This is a genomic window from Flavobacterium rakeshii, assembly GCF_009741375.1.
In the GTDB taxonomy this organism is placed as follows: domain Bacteria; phylum Bacteroidota; class Bacteroidia; order Flavobacteriales; family Flavobacteriaceae; genus Flavobacterium; species Flavobacterium rakeshii.
Genome location: NZ_WOWP01000063.1, coordinates 200,969 through 216,313, shown reverse-complemented (window position 1 = coordinate 216,313; position 15,345 = coordinate 200,969). Strand labels below are relative to the sequence as shown.

The window sequence follows — 15,345 nt, the reverse complement described above, 5'->3', positions numbered from 1 at the left end:
TCAAAAGGTATTGCTAAAGAGCGTATCTCCGGACAGGGATATGGTGAGAGCGAGCCTAAAGTGGACTGTAAAGAAAACTGTACTGAAGAGCAACACGCTCAAAACAGACGATCTGAGTTTATTATCGTGAAGAAATAATATTTCCTCATAATTATAAAACAAAACAGCCTGTGCCTTTTGGTACAGGCTGTTCGTTTTTTATATAAGTATGTTGGTTTGTAATAGGTTATCTTTTTTTGACTAAATTTAAGGTAACTGATTAAACCAACTGATTATGACTAAGAAAACATCTTTATTAGGTTATGTATTACTGCTGTTTTTTACAGGTAGTATTTATAACTTATTTGCCTGTACACGGGTAGTTTATAAAGGGAAAAATGATTTATACCTTACGGCAAGGTCTATGGACTGGAGCGAGGATATAATGACAAACCTGTGGATTTTTCCAAAAGGGATGCAAAGAACAGGGGAGACGGGTAAAAACACGGTAAGCTGGAAATCAAAATATGGTAGTGTTGTTGCCAGTGCTTACGAAATTTGCAGTACCGATGGTATGAACGAGAAAGGGCTGGTAGCTAACCTGCTTTGGTTGGTGGAGTCGGAATACCCCGAATGGGATCATACAAAACCGGGGCTTGCCATATCGGTATGGGTACAGTATGTACTGGATAATTATGCTACGGTAAGCGAGGCGGTAGAAGGTCTGTCTAAAGAGGAGTTTGTTGTGGTAACCGATAATGTACCCGGACAGGGGCGTAAGGCAACTCTACACCTTTCAATATCGGATGCTCAGGGTGACAGTGCTATTTTTGAATACATAAACGGAAAACTGGTTGTTCATCATGACGCTTCCTACACGGTAATGACTAATTCGCCTGTATTTGATAAACAACTGGCTTTAAACGAATACTGGAGAGAGATAGGAGGTACTGTTATGCTACCGGGAACCAATAGGGCTGCCGACCGTTTTGTAAGAGCTTCTTTTTATGCTGATGCTGTTCCTAAAACAGATAATACCCGTGTAGCTGTAGCGAGTGTTTTCAGCGTTATAAGGAACTGTTCTGTGCCTTATGGTATATCTACCCCAAATCAGCCGAATATCTCTTCTACGCGCTGGAGAACGGTCTCAGATCATAAGAATCTGGTGTACTATTACGAGTCGGTACTCACGCCAAATGTTTTTTGGGTTGATTTTAAGGATATCGATTTTTCTGAAAAGGGAAAAGTAAAAAAACTTACCGTTGCCGGAGGGGAAACCTATGCCGGTAATGCTGTAAAAGACTTTAAGGACAGTAAACCCTTTAAATTTTTAGGTATAGAATAATTAATAGAGGCTGCATTTAGCAGCCTTTTTTATTTAAAACCGTTCTTCGGTAAGTTGTATGTCTTCCTGTGTACGGATCATAAGCTGGTAAGTATCGCCATATTTGGTTAAGATACCCCTTATTTTTCCGCTTTCCTGAGGGATGCTATTTCCTGCAAAGGAAGCAAAACTACTGGTTCTAAAAGTAAGGGTATTTCCGTTTTCATCGGTTAGCAGATAGTTGGTTCCTCCACCAATATCGTTGGCTGAATCATAAAAAGGAAGTCCTACAGCATCATCGGCAAACTGTACATTGTTTATTTCCACAAGGCGATGCAGGTAATTGTCATTTTGCAGTTGGGTTAACGAAGTGTACTGAATCATATTTTCTTCGCTTATTACAGTGCAGGAGCGGTTAAGTATATTGGTGTATTCAGTAGGCGAAAATCCGGTAAGGGTAGCAAAACCATTGTAAACAGATAGGTCGCCTATTTGCAGTGAACTATTGTAAATTCGGTAATACGTACCTTTAAGTTTGATGAGTACTTTTCGTCCCGGTTCATAATTAATAAATGTAGAAGTAGCATTAACCAAAACACTAAACCCGAAATCACCATTTTCGGTTTGCAGTGAAAGAGTTTTATAGAAATTTCCTGACGCATCGCTCGATGTAACGTAGGCTTCAATCACATCATCATTGGTGTATTCCTGTATGTTTTCTGTAGCATTAATGTCCTGTACTTCTATTGTTTTCACCAAAGAAGTTTCGATACATTCCAGGTTGGGTACACTGTAATCATCGTCATTGATACAGGCTGTTATTGTAATACAGAGCAATAGTGCGATATATTTTTTCATGCTTAGAAATTGTAATAAATATTAAGGTAAAAAGTGCGACCGTAGCTGTAAAAGTATTTGGGCCCGAAGAAAGGTGTTCCGCTGGAAATATCCTGATTAAGCTGTCTGTAATTGGCATTCCTGGCCTGTTCGTAACCTCCGGTTTTATATATGCTGTTGAATATATTATTAATGCTGGCAAAAAAGCCTAAGTAGGTTTTCTTTTTAACCCGCCACGATTTTCCGCCTACGGCATTAAGCAGAAATATATCATCAAACTGTTCCTGCTTCAGGAGTTCACGGGTGCGACTTTGTGTGGCTTCGGGAAAAGGAAAGCTGTTTACATCCTGCGGATTCTTCAAAAAGTTATCTGTACGCAGTAGTGCCGAGATGTCCAGGTAACTCCCCGTAAGGTAATTGGCGTTTATTCCTGCCCACCAGTATTTTGGGTCACGGTATTCAAATCCAAGAGATAGCGCCTGCTGTGGCATTCCCGGCAGTTTATAATCTTTAAGTCTGGAAGTTCCAAAACTTGTTGTTGGTCCGGTAATGCTGCCCGGTGTATTAACTTCCTGTTGTAGTGAAGCAAAGGCATCGTTATTAATATAAACCGTAGGGTTACTGTTGTAGGTGTATTGACCATATGCCATACTAAACAGCACTTTAAACATGGTGTTAAAGTTATATTCGGTACTAACCTCCGTACCCATAAGCTTTTTATTAATCCCTGTAACGGTTTCGGCAATAAAAGCATTGGTTTCGGTATTCTCTCCCTGATATACCCCTTCGGCAAAAAAGAAAGAGGTTTCGGTAGCGTTATTAATCAGTGTATAAAAAGTACTAAGGCGTACTTTAAACTTCGGCACACGGATAATATAACTGGCATCAATCGAGGCTATGTTTTCGCTTTCTATACCCTGAACAATACTGTTGTTTAGGCGGGCATTAGGGAAGGTATTGCGCAGAGCAGGTGCTTTTGTCATGTACATTCCGTTTATTGCAAAGAGCACACGCCCGGTTATTTTGTAAAGCACTCCACCTTTAAAACCGAAATTATCAAAGCTTATCCTGTTGCTTTTACCAAGCGAAGAATTGGCATAAATTCCGTTTCGGTATAAACCTTCCCTTTGATAATCAGAACGGGAATAGCTTTGTGATAGGTACAAATCAGTTTTACGATAGGTAAACCTAAACTGCGTAAAGGCATCCAGCTGACTGGCAAACAAATTGTAATTATAGCCATAGGTATCGTTAACTCCTACAGTTCTGTTAGGATTGTTTAGGTCTGACTGAGCCTGACTCCCGCTAAAAAACGGACTAATATCATTATAATGGCTTCCGCCCAGTAAGTCCAGTAGTTTTTTATAGTTATGAGATTTTAAATGCTTAAAGGAAACACCTCCGTTAAAAACAATATGCGGCGATAGTTGCGACTGTAATGTTGAGTTTATGGAAAGTGTATTATCATCATTGCGGTCTTCATACAAAACATACCTGCTTACCGATGGTTCCCTGCCTGCTTCAATATTATTAGTATTTGTCACTGCATGGGTATTAGCCAAATACATATTGTTCCAGTTTATTTGCGGATTTGCTGTAAAACTTCCCAAAGCCTGTTGTGCCAGTAGTGTATTTTCGGGACTGTTACCGGTGTAAATACCTCCCAGACAGCCTGGCTGATAGGCATTGTTTGGCACTAAAGCCGGACTGTTTTCATACTGTGAAGTATAGTAGCTGGACAGGTTTCGGTAATAGGAAGGGTCGGGGTTTGGTACGTTTTGAAAATCAATCCTGCTGTTACCTATTTTACCAAACTGATAAGCAACGTTAGATTGAAGGGTATTATGGGGATTGATTTTATAGTAATGACTTAAAATAAAAACAGGTTCGGCAATATCAATATCACGGCTGTTCCTTTTTTTACCGTCCTGATAACCCCAGTAGGAGTTGTATTTTTTACCCATAAGGTTGGTTACTTCCTGAGTGTTTGCTGAATTCTTGCCACGACTGCTTTGTGCATAGATACCGGTAAAGTTGATGCTGTGATTGTCGTTAAACTTTTTCTCCATACTTACAAAAAGCGAGTTGCCCCCGTAGTCAGTACCGTCAAAGTTTGCTTCTTCCGCCCAGCGGTGTGAGGCTGATATTACATAGCCAAAACCTTTTTTATTCATGCCCGAAGCGTAGGTAGCCATACTTCTCCAGTTGTAGGAGGTGTTGGTTGCCGTAAATGATATTCTTGTTCCTTTTCTGAACTGCGATGCGCGTGTGTTTATTTCCTGTGTTCCCAGCAGTCCGCCAAAACTATAGTCAGAAGGGGTAGTACCCAGATTGAATTCCTGATTGCGGGTCGCATCATTAAGTCCGCTCCAGTTGTTCCATTGCGGTCTGCCATCGCTTATTTTGTTCATTGTTACACCATTTATCATGGTAGTGGCATAGCGACTGTCCAGTCCGCGGGTTTTGTATCGTGCCTGAGACCAACTGTAGGCTGCCGCCTGTTGCAATGCATCTTTAGAAGCCTGAAGCAGTCCCGATGTATTATCGGTTACTATACTTTCATTCAGGTCGTTTTCGGTAAGGGTGATAAGGTTGAGTTGCTGTTCGGTAGTAAGATCCAGTTCCAGCAATACAATCCCTAAGTCGAGATTCCTTTCGGGGATAACCGTAAGATTAAAAGTTTGGGAAACATATCCGTTACTGCTTATTATAAGGGTTTGTTTTCCGGCTGGGACCTCGATGGCCAGTATCCCTTCAGAATTGGTAATGGCTGTTTGGTTAGTGCTTTGCAGTGTGGCAACGGCATTCTCAACAGGATAGCCGCTTTGCATGTCCATTACTCTACATTGTACCATTGCGCTTTGTTGTGCAGCGCAAATACAGGTATACAAAAGCAGTAAAAAACTAAAGAATAGTTTTTTCATGAAAGGTAAGGTGATTGGTAAATAATTTCTTAAAACGTAAATATATATTTTTTGACAATAAAATTTTAACTTTGAAAGTAAGCTTGTTATAAAATTTACATGTGAGGAAAAAAATTACGATAACTATACTGGGTTTATTACTGTTTTCCTGCCTTTCGGCACAGGACAGGAGTTTTATTGTGCATACAGTAGCCTTTTACAATACCGAAAACCTTTTTGATACCATAAACAATCCAAAAACCAACGATGAGGAGTTTTTACCGGCAGGCGAATACTTTTGGAATTCCGGGAAATATCAGGATAAGTTGGATAATATAGCAGAGGTTCTTGCAGATATAGGCTCTGATACTAATCCCGATCTGCCGAGTATAATAGGGCTTGCTGAAGTGGAGAACAGGCAGGTGCTGGAAGATTTGGTACAAAACCCGAAACTGGCAAAAATTGATTATGGTATTATCCATTTTGATTCGCCCGACAGAAGAGGGATTGATGTTGCCCTGTTGTATGACAAGAAAAAGTTCAGGCCCGAAAGTTATAAAAGCCTACCACTTGTGTTTACTGTTGATGAGAAAGGCAAGATAGTTGAAAATGCATCCGACACCATAACAGATACAAAATACAGGAAGTATTTTACCCGCAGTCAGCTACTGGTTACCGGGCTTTTAGAGGGAGAGGAGTTCAGTTTTATAGTGAGTCACTGGCCATCAAGGGGAGGAGGTGAAAAGAAAACACGTCCTTACAGGGAAGCCGCAGCCAAACTTAACCGTAAAATAGTAGATTCGCTTTATGACTTAGACCCTTATGCTAAGATTGTTACTATGGGCGATTTTAACGATGGTCCTTATAACAACAGTGTTCGCAAGGAACTTGGTGCTAAGGACAGGAAAGAACAGGTTAAGCCTTTGGAACTGTATAACCCAATGGGAGAACTGGCGCGTAACGGGATGGGATCTGTAGCTTACAGGGATAACTGGGATATTTTTGACCAGATAGTACTTTCAGAACCCATAATTCATGACGATTTCAATACACTTGAATTTTGGAAAGCAGGGGTTTATAATAAAACATATATTACCCAAACCTCGGGAAAGTATAAGGGATATCCGCTTAGAACATGGGATGGCGAGGTAGGTTACAGCGATCATTTTCCGGTATATATTTATCTTATTAAAGAGATAGGAAAATAAGTTTCTTCAGTCCCTATTTTCCGTACCTTAGTGTAGAATTTTAAATACCTTATCATGGCAACCATGAAACCCTTTAATCTTAATAAGTGGATCGAAGAAAACCGTCATCTTTTAAAACCACCGGTAGGCAATAAAAACATTTATCCTTTGTCAGACGACTATATTGTAATGATAGTCGCAGGGCCTAATGCCCGAAAGGATTATCACTATAATGAAACCGAAGAACTGTTCTATCAGCTTGAAGGAAGTATTAAGGTCATAGTTCAGGAAGACGGACAACGCAAGGAAATGGAACTTAACGCCGGGGATATGTACCTGCATCCGGCAAAAATGCCGCATTCGCCGGTTAGGAGTGAAGGCTCTATAGGACTTGTGATTGAAAGGGTGCGTGCAGGAAGAGGTTTTACCGACGGACTTTTATGGTTTTGTGAAAACTGCAACCACAAACTGCATGAGGTGTATTTTGAACTGCATGATATTGAAAAAGACTTTTTACCGCATTTTGAGCATTTTTATAACAGTGAAGAAATGCGTACCTGCGATAAATGCGGAACAGTAATGGAAGCCGATCCAAGATTTGTGGCTAAAAAATAGTATTTAACAGGTTGTTGATTTGTTATAATCATAGGTTATTTACCAAATTAATTTTTTGCGGGAGTACCTGCTTTCAGGGATAAAAATTTGTTTTAATCTTATTTTGAGGGCTGAGTATTATTATTTTATAAACAAAATGGCTCTTTTAATGATTAAAATTAAAAAAGGCATATATTTGTAAAATATAACAATTAAAAGCATAAAAGTTAAAAAATGGCAACACTTACTGATCAGTTTGGTATTCAGGAAGCCCTTTCTAAGCTGGGCATACAGGAAATAAACGAAGGTACTTCTACAGGAAGCAACAGCTTTGCTAACGGAGAAATTATAGAATCATACTCTCCGGTAGACGGTACCCTTATTGCTAAGGTAAAAGCATCTACTCAAGAGGATTATGAAGCAGCTGTGGCTAAAGCTCAGGAAGCTTTTAAATCATGGAGGCTTGTACCGGCACCAAAAAGAGGTGAGATTGTACGCCAAATGGGTGAAGAACTACGCAAGTACAAAGAACCACTGGGACAACTTGTTTCTTATGAAATGGGTAAGAGCCTTCAGGAAGGTTTAGGTGAGGTACAGGAGATGATAGATATTTGTGACTTTGCAGTAGGTTTATCACGCCAGCTTTACGGACTTACAATGCACAGTGAAAGACCAATGCACCGCATGTACGAACAGTATCACCCGGTAGGGATTGTAGGTATCATATCTGCGTTTAACTTCCCGGTAGCGGTATGGAGCTGGAACTCTATGCTTGCTTGGGTTTGTGGTGACGTTTGTATTTGGAAACCAAGTGAAAAGACTCCTCTATGTGGTATAGCTTGCCAAAACATCATAAAAACAGTTTTAGAAAGAAACAACATACCGGAAGGTGTTAGCTGCCTTATAAACGGTAGAGATAACGGTGACCGTATGAATACCGATAAGCGTTTACCATTGGTATCGTTTACAGGTTCTACCCGTGTAGGACGTCACGTATCTAAAACCGTTGCCGAGCGTTTTGGTAACACTATCCTTGAGTTAGGCGGTAACAATGCTATTATAGTATCTGAACATGCTGATATAAACATGGTACTTGTAGGTGCTGTATTTGGTGCTGTAGGTACTGCAGGTCAGCGTTGTACTACAACAAGAAGATTAATAGTTCACGAAAGTGTTTATGACAAGACTGTAGAGGTGCTTAAAAGTGCTTACGGTCAGTTAAAAATAGGAAACCCGTTAGACAGTAATAACCACGTTGGGCCGCTTATCGATAAAGATTCGGTTCAAAACTATCTTGATGCTATTGAAAAAGCAAAACAGGAAGGTGGTAATGTTATTGTAGAAGGTGGTGTTATGCAAGGTGAAGGTTATGAAAGCGGATGCTATGTTAAGCCTTGTATCATTGAAGCTAAAAACAGCTTTGAAATTGTGCAGCATGAAACCTTTGCTCCAATATTGTATGTAATGAAATACAATGATTTAGAGGAAGCTATTGCTATGCAAAACGATGTTCCTCAGGGATTATCGTCTTCTATCTTTACAAGTAATATGAGAGAGATGGAATTATTCCTTTCACATGCAGGATCTGACTGTGGTATTGCCAATGTAAACATTGGTACATCGGGTGCAGAGATTGGTGGTGCTTTTGGTGGTGAAAAAGAAACCGGAGGTGGCCGCGAGAGTGGATCTGATGCATGGAAAGCTTATATGAGAAGACAGACCAACACCATAAATTACGGATCTGAACTGCCATTGGCACAAGGAATCCGATTTGATTTATAGTTAATAAACTGTTTAAGTGTTATGTGTTAAGAAGGCTGCCAATAGGCAGCCTTTTTTTATTGTTCATTAAGCCAATTCTTCTAAAAGGGTAAGTAGCCTCTGTGCGTGATTTTTGGCTTTTACCTTTATATCACTACTGCTAAATCCTGCTGTTAGCGAGGTTTCGTAAAAGTAAATGGGATCTATGTAAGTCATTTTACTTTTATAGGCTGTTTGTTCCAGGTTTTTGCAAAACTCATGAATTCTGAAATTATGTTCGCCAAAAGTTTTGTACTCATTTTCGGCTCCGCCAATGGTGAAACTTGATAAAAAGTTTTTCCCTTTTAGTTTGTCTCCTTTTGAGCCAAAAGCAAACTGATATTCATATACCACATCAAACCAGTGTTTTAATATGGCAGGCATATTATACCAGTAAAAAGGATACTGAAATACTATAGTGTTGTGTTTCAGTAAGGCTTTCTGTTCGGCTTTAGGATCAATTTTAAAATCAGGATAGAGTTTATATATGTTTCTTACTTCGATATCCGGATTGTTTTGCTGTAATTCATCTATAACGGTTTTATTTGCTACAGATTTTTTAATGTTGGGGTGTGCTAAAATTATTAATGCCATTTTTATACTATAAAAATTATAGTTGCAAAATTATTTTTAGTACTATAGATTTGCAATAACTATCAACTTCGATAGGTTAAAAATCAATGTGGTATGAAAAAGGAATGTATTGGGGATCATGTACTTCTAAACGGTAAAAAATATCCGTGTACGGTAAGTCTTACTATGGATTTGGTAGGAGGAAAATGGAAAACGGTTATACTCTATCATCTCAAAGATGCTGAGAAAAGATATAGCGAACTGAGAAAGGAAATGCCTACCGTGACCGAAATGACCCTTAGCCTGCAATTGAAACAACTGGAAAAGGCCGGCTTTATTTCCAGAAAGGTATATGGTAAAAAACCACCCATAAAGGTGGTGTATAGCCTAACTGATTTCGGCAAAACATTTATTCCCGTACTGGACGCTATCATACAATGGGGTAATAGTGTTGTAAGTGATAAAGGAGCTTTTGTTACCACTAACGACTAGGTATTATTTAACCCAAAGAGAATCGGTAAAATAATGCCTGCAGTCCATAAAATTCTTGACCACCTGAAATCCGGTTGATTTAGCAAGTTTATTTATTTCGTCTAAACTGAATTTTTTGGAAAGCTCTGTCCATATAAGCTCGTCTTTCTCAAAGCTGAAATCAGTATCCAGTACATTGCTGTGAAAATGCTGTTTTTTTAAGCTGATAAGGTAAGTGTGTACCTCTCCGTTTTCGGGATTGTAAAAGCTGTAAAAATCAAACTGATCCAGGTTGGCATCTGCATCCAGTTCGTTGTTTATCCTTTTCAGCAGGTTCATGTTAAATGCCTTGGTAATACCATGAGGATCATCATAAGCCTTTTGTACAACCTGCGGGTTTTTACGCAGGTCCATGCCTAAAAGCAGCATATCGCCTTTTTTCATACCGTCGTTAAACTTCTTTAGCAGGTCTTTAGCTTCGTCTATAAGATAATTGCCTATGTTACCGCCCATAAACAGGAACAGGTTCGGCACTTTAGTATCGGCCATGCTTTTAAGCACATCAAAATAATCGCCTGTTTTGGGTTTCATCTTCACATCAGGCAGTGCCGTTTTAATATTCTTTTCAAGGGCGTTAAGGGCCTCCTGAGATATATCGATAGGGATATAGGTGAAATCGGCTTTACGGTCTAAAAAGGTTTTTAGCATTTGTCGGGTTTTCATTCCGTCACCCGATCCAAATTCTACAATGTTAAACGGACCTTCAAAATTAAGGCTGTCCAGTATATTACCCGACTGCCCTGTGAGTATCTCAAACTCACAACCTGTGGGATAATATTCGGGCATTTTCATAATCTGCATAAAAATGCGGCTGCCGTTGTCATCATAAAAATACTTGGACGGGATGTGCTTTTCATCCAATTTTAGTCCGTGCAGTATGTCTTCTGCAAAGGGGGTAAGTGCAGTTGTGTTCATTTTATTATTTTTTTGCCAAACGTATTCCGGTAAACTGCCAGCGTTCGTTAGGGTGAAAGAAATTCCTGTAGGTTGATCGGCTGTGGTGTTTTGCGGTAGCGCACGATGCTCCGCGCAAAACCATTTGATTGATCATAAATTTGCCGTTGTATTCGCCTATGGCGCCTTTTGCTTTTTTAAAATTAGGGTAGGGTAGGTAGGCACTGTTGGTCCATTCCCAGCGTTTGCCCCAGTCCAGTTTAAAGGATGCGGCCTCCCATTCAAATTCGGTAGGGAGTCTCATGTCTTTCCATTCGGCAAAAGCGGCGGCTTCATAAAAACTGATATGGGTTACTATAGCTTCTGGGTCTACTTTTTGAATTCCGGCCATGGTGAACATGTGCCATTCGTTATCTATTTTGTGCCAGTACAGCGGTGCCTTAATCTCATTTTCATTAACCCATGCCCAGCCTTCATCCAGCCAGTAATTAAAATTGCTGTAACCTCCTGCCTCAATAAATTCAAGGTATTCGGCATTGGTTATAAGGCTTTGCGATATTTCAAACTCTTCAAGGTATATCTTATGTCTGCCATGCTCGTTATCAAAACTGAATCCGTCACCATTATGCCCCACTTCATAAATACCTTCAGAAAAGGTCAAAAATCCGGAATCAGAGTTTTGCTGGTTTTCCCAATTAATGTTTTCGTCATATACAGGGAAAATGGGATTGCAGCCCAAAATATATTTGATATCGGTTAGTAACAGTTCCTGGTGTTGCTGTTCGTGATTTATACCCAGTTCTACCAGCTCGTGTATCTGTAGGTCCTTAAGCTGCAGGAGCAGCTGTATGTGCATATCTACATAATTTCGGTAATCATACACCTGTGCAACCGTAGGACGCGTTATATGGCCTCTTTCGGCTCTAAAGGAGCGATTGCCTACCGTGTTATAATAGCTATTGAACAGAAAACAAAAGTCCTCATCGTAAATTTTATAGTCAGGCAGGTGTTTTTTAAGCAGGAATTCCTCAAAAAACCAACTGCTGTGTGCGAGATGCCATTTAGGTGGACTCACAAAATTTACGGGTTGCGGGACATAGTCTTCGGTATTCAGCAAACTGCATATTTCTTCACTTTGCCTGCGTACATGGTTATATATTTCTGTTATGTTCATTACTGGATAACAAGAGTTTATACTAATTTACGAAGAATGTTAATGAGGCAGGCTTTTTGGCGATGCTTTTAACCAAATTATAACAATAGTTTTTTTATAAAAAGGGGGAAAATAAAGGTGTTTTTGGATAGGTTTTACTGTATGTTGTTGTAAATAAGTTATTTATTCTAAATTTAAATAACACTAACTGTTTTGATTATTAAGAAAATACTCTACATTTGCACCACAAAATAAAAATAACAGTTAAAACAAAAGTAAAAATGCGTTTAATAAAATCTACATATCAGCTTGAGCTTGGAGGAAGTTTCCTTCATGCAGTGCCGGGTTTTATTGCGCACAATATTTTTAGATAGTCACAACCATTTCTAAATATAGCAACCCGGAACTGAAAAGCTCCGGGTTTTTTTATGCAATGAAAAAAAGTAATGTAAACATATCACTTTACAGTGCCCAAAACCTATGGGGGGATACTGTATTTTATGAACCGGATAATTCCTGAAAGGAGGAATAGTGCCTTTTTTGTAGGTATAAGCCCGGTTCTTGTTAAGGACCGGGCTTTTTTATTTAAGCATAAAATTTAAAATCGATAAATGATCAGAATCAGAAAAACTGGCATCACCTAGAACAGTGCTGCCGCAAAGCAGTAAACTATGGAAACACAAACTACAATGGCTATGGCAGCAGCCGAATTAAGGGGTGCAGGTTTTGTAGCCCTTGTAAACAGGGCCTTTAAGCAGCCGCAGCAAATTTTAGAGAAAGAAAACACTATAGAAAGTGTTATTTGCTATCATTTCTCAACAATGAGCGCTGTTAATCATACCTGGAAAAGGGAAACTTTTAGGAGTGTATTACTTCATTTATACAGTGAAGGTTGCTACACCTTGTTAAAGAGTCCTGATTTTATTGAGGTCTTGGCTAACATGAGTGCCTTTGGTAAAATGATGGTTAGGAGTGTTGATTCATGGAAAAAAGAAAGCTTTGTGGCCGAAGATCAGTTGAGGTCTTTCATAAAACACTGTTTTACCAATTATGATGTACCCCAGTTTATGGAAAACGCCTTTGGTGGTGAAAATAAAGTACATATGTTATGGTATATACAGTTAGGCAGGGGTGATAGTGTGCAGAAACTTAGTGGCTTCCCGGTAGAGTTTACCAAAAGGATGGCTCACGAGTTCAGGAATATTAAAAAGGCATTAACCATACCAAGGGCTATAAGGATGGCTCAGGCTTTGGGTTTTAATGCGACTAATGAACGTGCCGAACTTATTGCATGGTCTGCCTTGTCTGAAAGCTTTGATAATGAGGCGTTCCGTACAGAATTGGTAAAGTTCTTTGCTGTTGCCGAAGGTGATATGAGGTTGGACTTGTTCCAGATAACCCTTGATTATTTGTTTTACATGAAGGCTGAAAATGATGCCTTTACAATGAAAGGCAGAACCTGGGATGTTTTGTATGTACAGGCTTTGGGCTGGCATAGAGATATGCTTAAAAAGAAAGCAGCCGAAAGCAATAATCAATGGAAACCTGCCGCTATAGGTAACTTTTGTATGGAAGAAGATGAAGCCCGTTTTGTTATCAGTCAGCTTACAAGCTCTGAAGCATTGTATGATGAAGGTGAGGAAATGGAACACTGCGTCGCCGATTATGTGTATCAGTGCTCTGTAGGTGAGAGTGCGATTTTCTCATTAAGGAAGTTTACAGCAGGTGATACTATTTATGAAACACTTGCTACTATAGAGGTGCTTCCTGAAGAGAAAGAGATAGTTCAGGCTCAGGCAAAATACAATGATATGATAAGTCAGGAAGCTCATGATGTTATTGTAAAATGGGCTCAACAGGAGGGTATTGTATTTAATTTAGAATCTTATGACGCCGAACCTGAACCTATACCTCAGCCGTTACCACAGGTTCAACAACAGGTGTTAGTCGTGCAGCCCAGAGAACAACAAAGGCCTGTTGAAAACTATGAGCCATACAAACCGTTTAACCCTTATAGGGGTGTTAATTTTAGTATTGAAGATGTTGAAATACGTTATATCATCTTCTTTATTTTAAAGATGGTTTTACTTATGGCAAAATGCAGCCGGATGCATTAATACCGGCAAAATGTAAAATTTAAAATTATGGGAAAATTAAAATTAAGAGGCAAAGACCTCATAGCTATAGGATATCCGCAAAACAAATCAATAAGTATTGCCATGGAGGCGATGCTTAAACATTACAAGCGGGAACCTAAAGAAAAAGTACTTAAGATGCTTAAAGAAGTGCTACTTACACCCGAAAATTATAAACAGGATGGTGTTTTCGGTAAAATAGCTGAAGCACTTACTGATGTAAGGAAAACCGAATTTAGGCACCTTAATGCCACAAGGGCACCGTTTACCATTTTTGGAGAAGAGGAAATACAAAAAAGTGCTAAAGACCAGTTGTATACTGCCCTTAAATTACCTGTGGCAAAAGCGGGGGCACTTATGCCTGATGGTCACCACGGTTACGGACTACCGATAGGCGGGGTGCTTGCAACAGAAAATGCCGTAATACCTTATGGTGTTGGGGTAGATATAGGTTGCCGTATGTGCCTTAGCATATATGATATTAACCCTTCGTTTATTGAAGGGCATAAGGATAAGTATGTAAATATCCTTGAAAAGCAAACACGCTTCGGGATGAATGAGGTGCATTATAAACCTAATGACCACGAGATTTTTGAACGTACTGAATTCAGGGATATACCTTTTGTGAAAAAGCTTAAAGATAAGGCCTATAAACAATTGGGCTCATCGGGTGGCGGAAACCACTTTGTAGAGTTTGGTATCATTGAAGTTACTACTCAGGATGATGTACTTAAAGTTCCGCCCGGTCAGTATGTAGGGGTGCTTTCGCACAGTGGATCAAGAGGACTTGGTGCTAATATTGCCAAGAACTATACTTATTTAGCAACTAAGCAAACCCCGCTTCCTAAAGAGGCGCAGCACCTGGCATGGCTGGATTTAAATACACACGATGGGCAGGAGTACTGGCTTGCCATGAACCTTGCCGGAGATTATGCATCGGCATGTCATCATGATATCCATAAAAGGATAGCAAAAGAGCTTGGAGCAAGGCCGCTTGCCATGGTAGAAAACCATCACAATTTTGCCTGGAAAGAAATTATTAACGGACAGGAGCTTATTGTGCACAGAAAGGGAGCAACCCCTGCACAAAAAAATGTGCTGGGTATTATACCGGGTTCTATGACAGCGCTGGGTTATATCGTGAAGGGCAAAGGTAATGAGCAGTCGTTAAGTTCGGCATCACATGGTGCCGGAAGGGTTTTATCGCGTGCCGAAGCAAAAAGGACACTTACCAGAAGTGATCTTAAAAAAGTACTTAAAAATCATGGTGTTACACTTATAGGAGCCGGTATGGACGAAGCGCCTATGGCTTACAAGGACATCAATAGAGTAATAGCGCATCAAACCAACCTTATAGATGTGGTTGGGATGTTTACGCCAAAAATCGTCCGTATGGACAAAGGATAATTAAATAACGGCTACGATAGTAGCCATA

At 39.7% G+C, this 15,345-nt stretch carries 13 protein-coding genes; 8 read left to right on the top strand and 5 right to left on the bottom strand.

What is annotated here, in order from left to right:
* Nucleotides 1-138: OmpA family protein (locus GN157_RS18105; RefSeq protein WP_197429471.1), on the top strand; the 138-nt coding region annotated here is incomplete at its 5' end.
* Between the two features lie 136 nt (nucleotides 139-274).
* Nucleotides 275-1,324 carry a linear amide C-N hydrolase gene (locus GN157_RS17790; RefSeq protein WP_157484814.1) on the top strand — a complete coding sequence of 350 codons (1,050 nt, stop codon included), beginning with the start codon at nucleotides 275-277 and terminating at the stop codon, nucleotides 1,322-1,324.
* 33 nt (nucleotides 1,325-1,357) lie between these two features.
* On the opposite strand, the gene GN157_RS17785 is transcribed toward GN157_RS17790, so the two are convergent.
* Together GN157_RS17785 and GN157_RS17780 are read right to left on the bottom strand one after the other, a co-directional pair.
* Nucleotides 1,358-2,161 (bottom strand): DUF5689 domain-containing protein, encoded by an 804-nt coding sequence (locus GN157_RS17785; protein WP_157484813.1) that lies wholly within the window; start codon nucleotides 2,159-2,161, stop codon nucleotides 1,358-1,360.
* Between the two features lie 2 nt (nucleotides 2,162-2,163).
* On the bottom strand, nucleotides 2,164-5,064 hold the full coding sequence (locus GN157_RS17780) for a carboxypeptidase-like regulatory domain-containing protein (RefSeq protein ID WP_157484812.1): 2,901 nt from the start codon (nucleotides 5,062-5,064) through the stop codon (nucleotides 2,164-2,166).
* Between the two features lie 101 nt (nucleotides 5,065-5,165).
* Between GN157_RS17780 and GN157_RS17775 the strand changes: the two genes are divergently transcribed.
* The 3 genes from GN157_RS17775 (at nucleotide 5,166) to amaB (ending at nucleotide 8,606) form a co-directional block, all read left to right on the top strand.
* Complete coding sequence (locus tag GN157_RS17775; RefSeq protein WP_317163558.1) at nucleotides 5,166-6,251, top strand: endonuclease/exonuclease/phosphatase family protein; 1,086 nt, start codon at nucleotides 5,166-5,168, stop codon at nucleotides 6,249-6,251.
* Between the two features lie 54 nt (nucleotides 6,252-6,305).
* Complete coding sequence (locus tag GN157_RS17770; protein WP_157484811.1) at nucleotides 6,306-6,845, top strand: 3-hydroxyanthranilate 3,4-dioxygenase; 540 nt, start codon at nucleotides 6,306-6,308, stop codon at nucleotides 6,843-6,845.
* 213 nt (nucleotides 6,846-7,058) lie between these two features.
* Nucleotides 7,059-8,606, top strand: coding sequence for an L-piperidine-6-carboxylate dehydrogenase (gene amaB / locus GN157_RS17765; protein WP_157484810.1), 1,548 nt, complete (start codon nucleotides 7,059-7,061; stop codon nucleotides 8,604-8,606).
* A gap of 66 nt (nucleotides 8,607-8,672) precedes the next feature.
* Here amaB and GN157_RS17760 read toward each other — a convergent pair whose 3' ends face one another.
* The gene (locus GN157_RS17760; RefSeq protein ID WP_157484809.1) at nucleotides 8,673-9,218 is read right to left on the bottom strand and encodes an NAD(P)H-dependent oxidoreductase; all 546 of its coding nucleotides are present in this window, start codon (nucleotides 9,216-9,218) and stop codon (nucleotides 8,673-8,675) included.
* Nucleotides 9,219-9,311: 93 nt separating this feature from the next.
* On the opposite strand from GN157_RS17760, the gene GN157_RS17755 reads away from it, so the two are divergent.
* A complete protein-coding gene (locus GN157_RS17755; RefSeq protein WP_157484808.1) occupies nucleotides 9,312-9,689 on the top strand; it encodes a winged helix-turn-helix transcriptional regulator in 378 nt (125 codons plus the stop codon).
* Nucleotides 9,690-9,692: 3 nt separating this feature from the next.
* Here the strand turns inward: GN157_RS17755 and GN157_RS17750 are convergent, their stop codons facing one another.
* Nucleotides 9,693-10,643 (bottom strand): L-histidine N(alpha)-methyltransferase, encoded by a 951-nt coding sequence (locus GN157_RS17750; RefSeq protein WP_157484807.1) that lies wholly within the window; start codon nucleotides 10,641-10,643, stop codon nucleotides 9,693-9,695.
* Nucleotides 10,644-10,647: 4 nt separating this feature from the next.
* Nucleotides 10,648-11,796 carry an ergothioneine biosynthesis protein EgtB gene (egtB, locus tag GN157_RS17745; protein WP_157484806.1) on the bottom strand — a complete coding sequence of 383 codons (1,149 nt, stop codon included), beginning with the start codon at nucleotides 11,794-11,796 and terminating at the stop codon, nucleotides 10,648-10,650.
* Nucleotides 11,797-12,446: 650 nt separating this feature from the next.
* On the opposite strand from egtB, the gene GN157_RS17740 reads away from it, so the two are divergent.
* Together GN157_RS17740 and GN157_RS17735 are read left to right on the top strand one after the other, a co-directional pair.
* Nucleotides 12,447-13,892, top strand: a complete 1,446-nt coding sequence (locus GN157_RS17740; protein ID WP_157484805.1) for a PcfJ domain-containing protein — start codon at nucleotides 12,447-12,449, stop codon at nucleotides 13,890-13,892.
* A 27-nt stretch (nucleotides 13,893-13,919) separates the two neighbouring features.
* Nucleotides 13,920-15,317, top strand: coding sequence for an RtcB family protein (locus GN157_RS17735; protein WP_157484804.1), 1,398 nt, complete (start codon nucleotides 13,920-13,922; stop codon nucleotides 15,315-15,317).
* Nucleotides 15,318-15,345 lie beyond the last annotated feature (28 nt).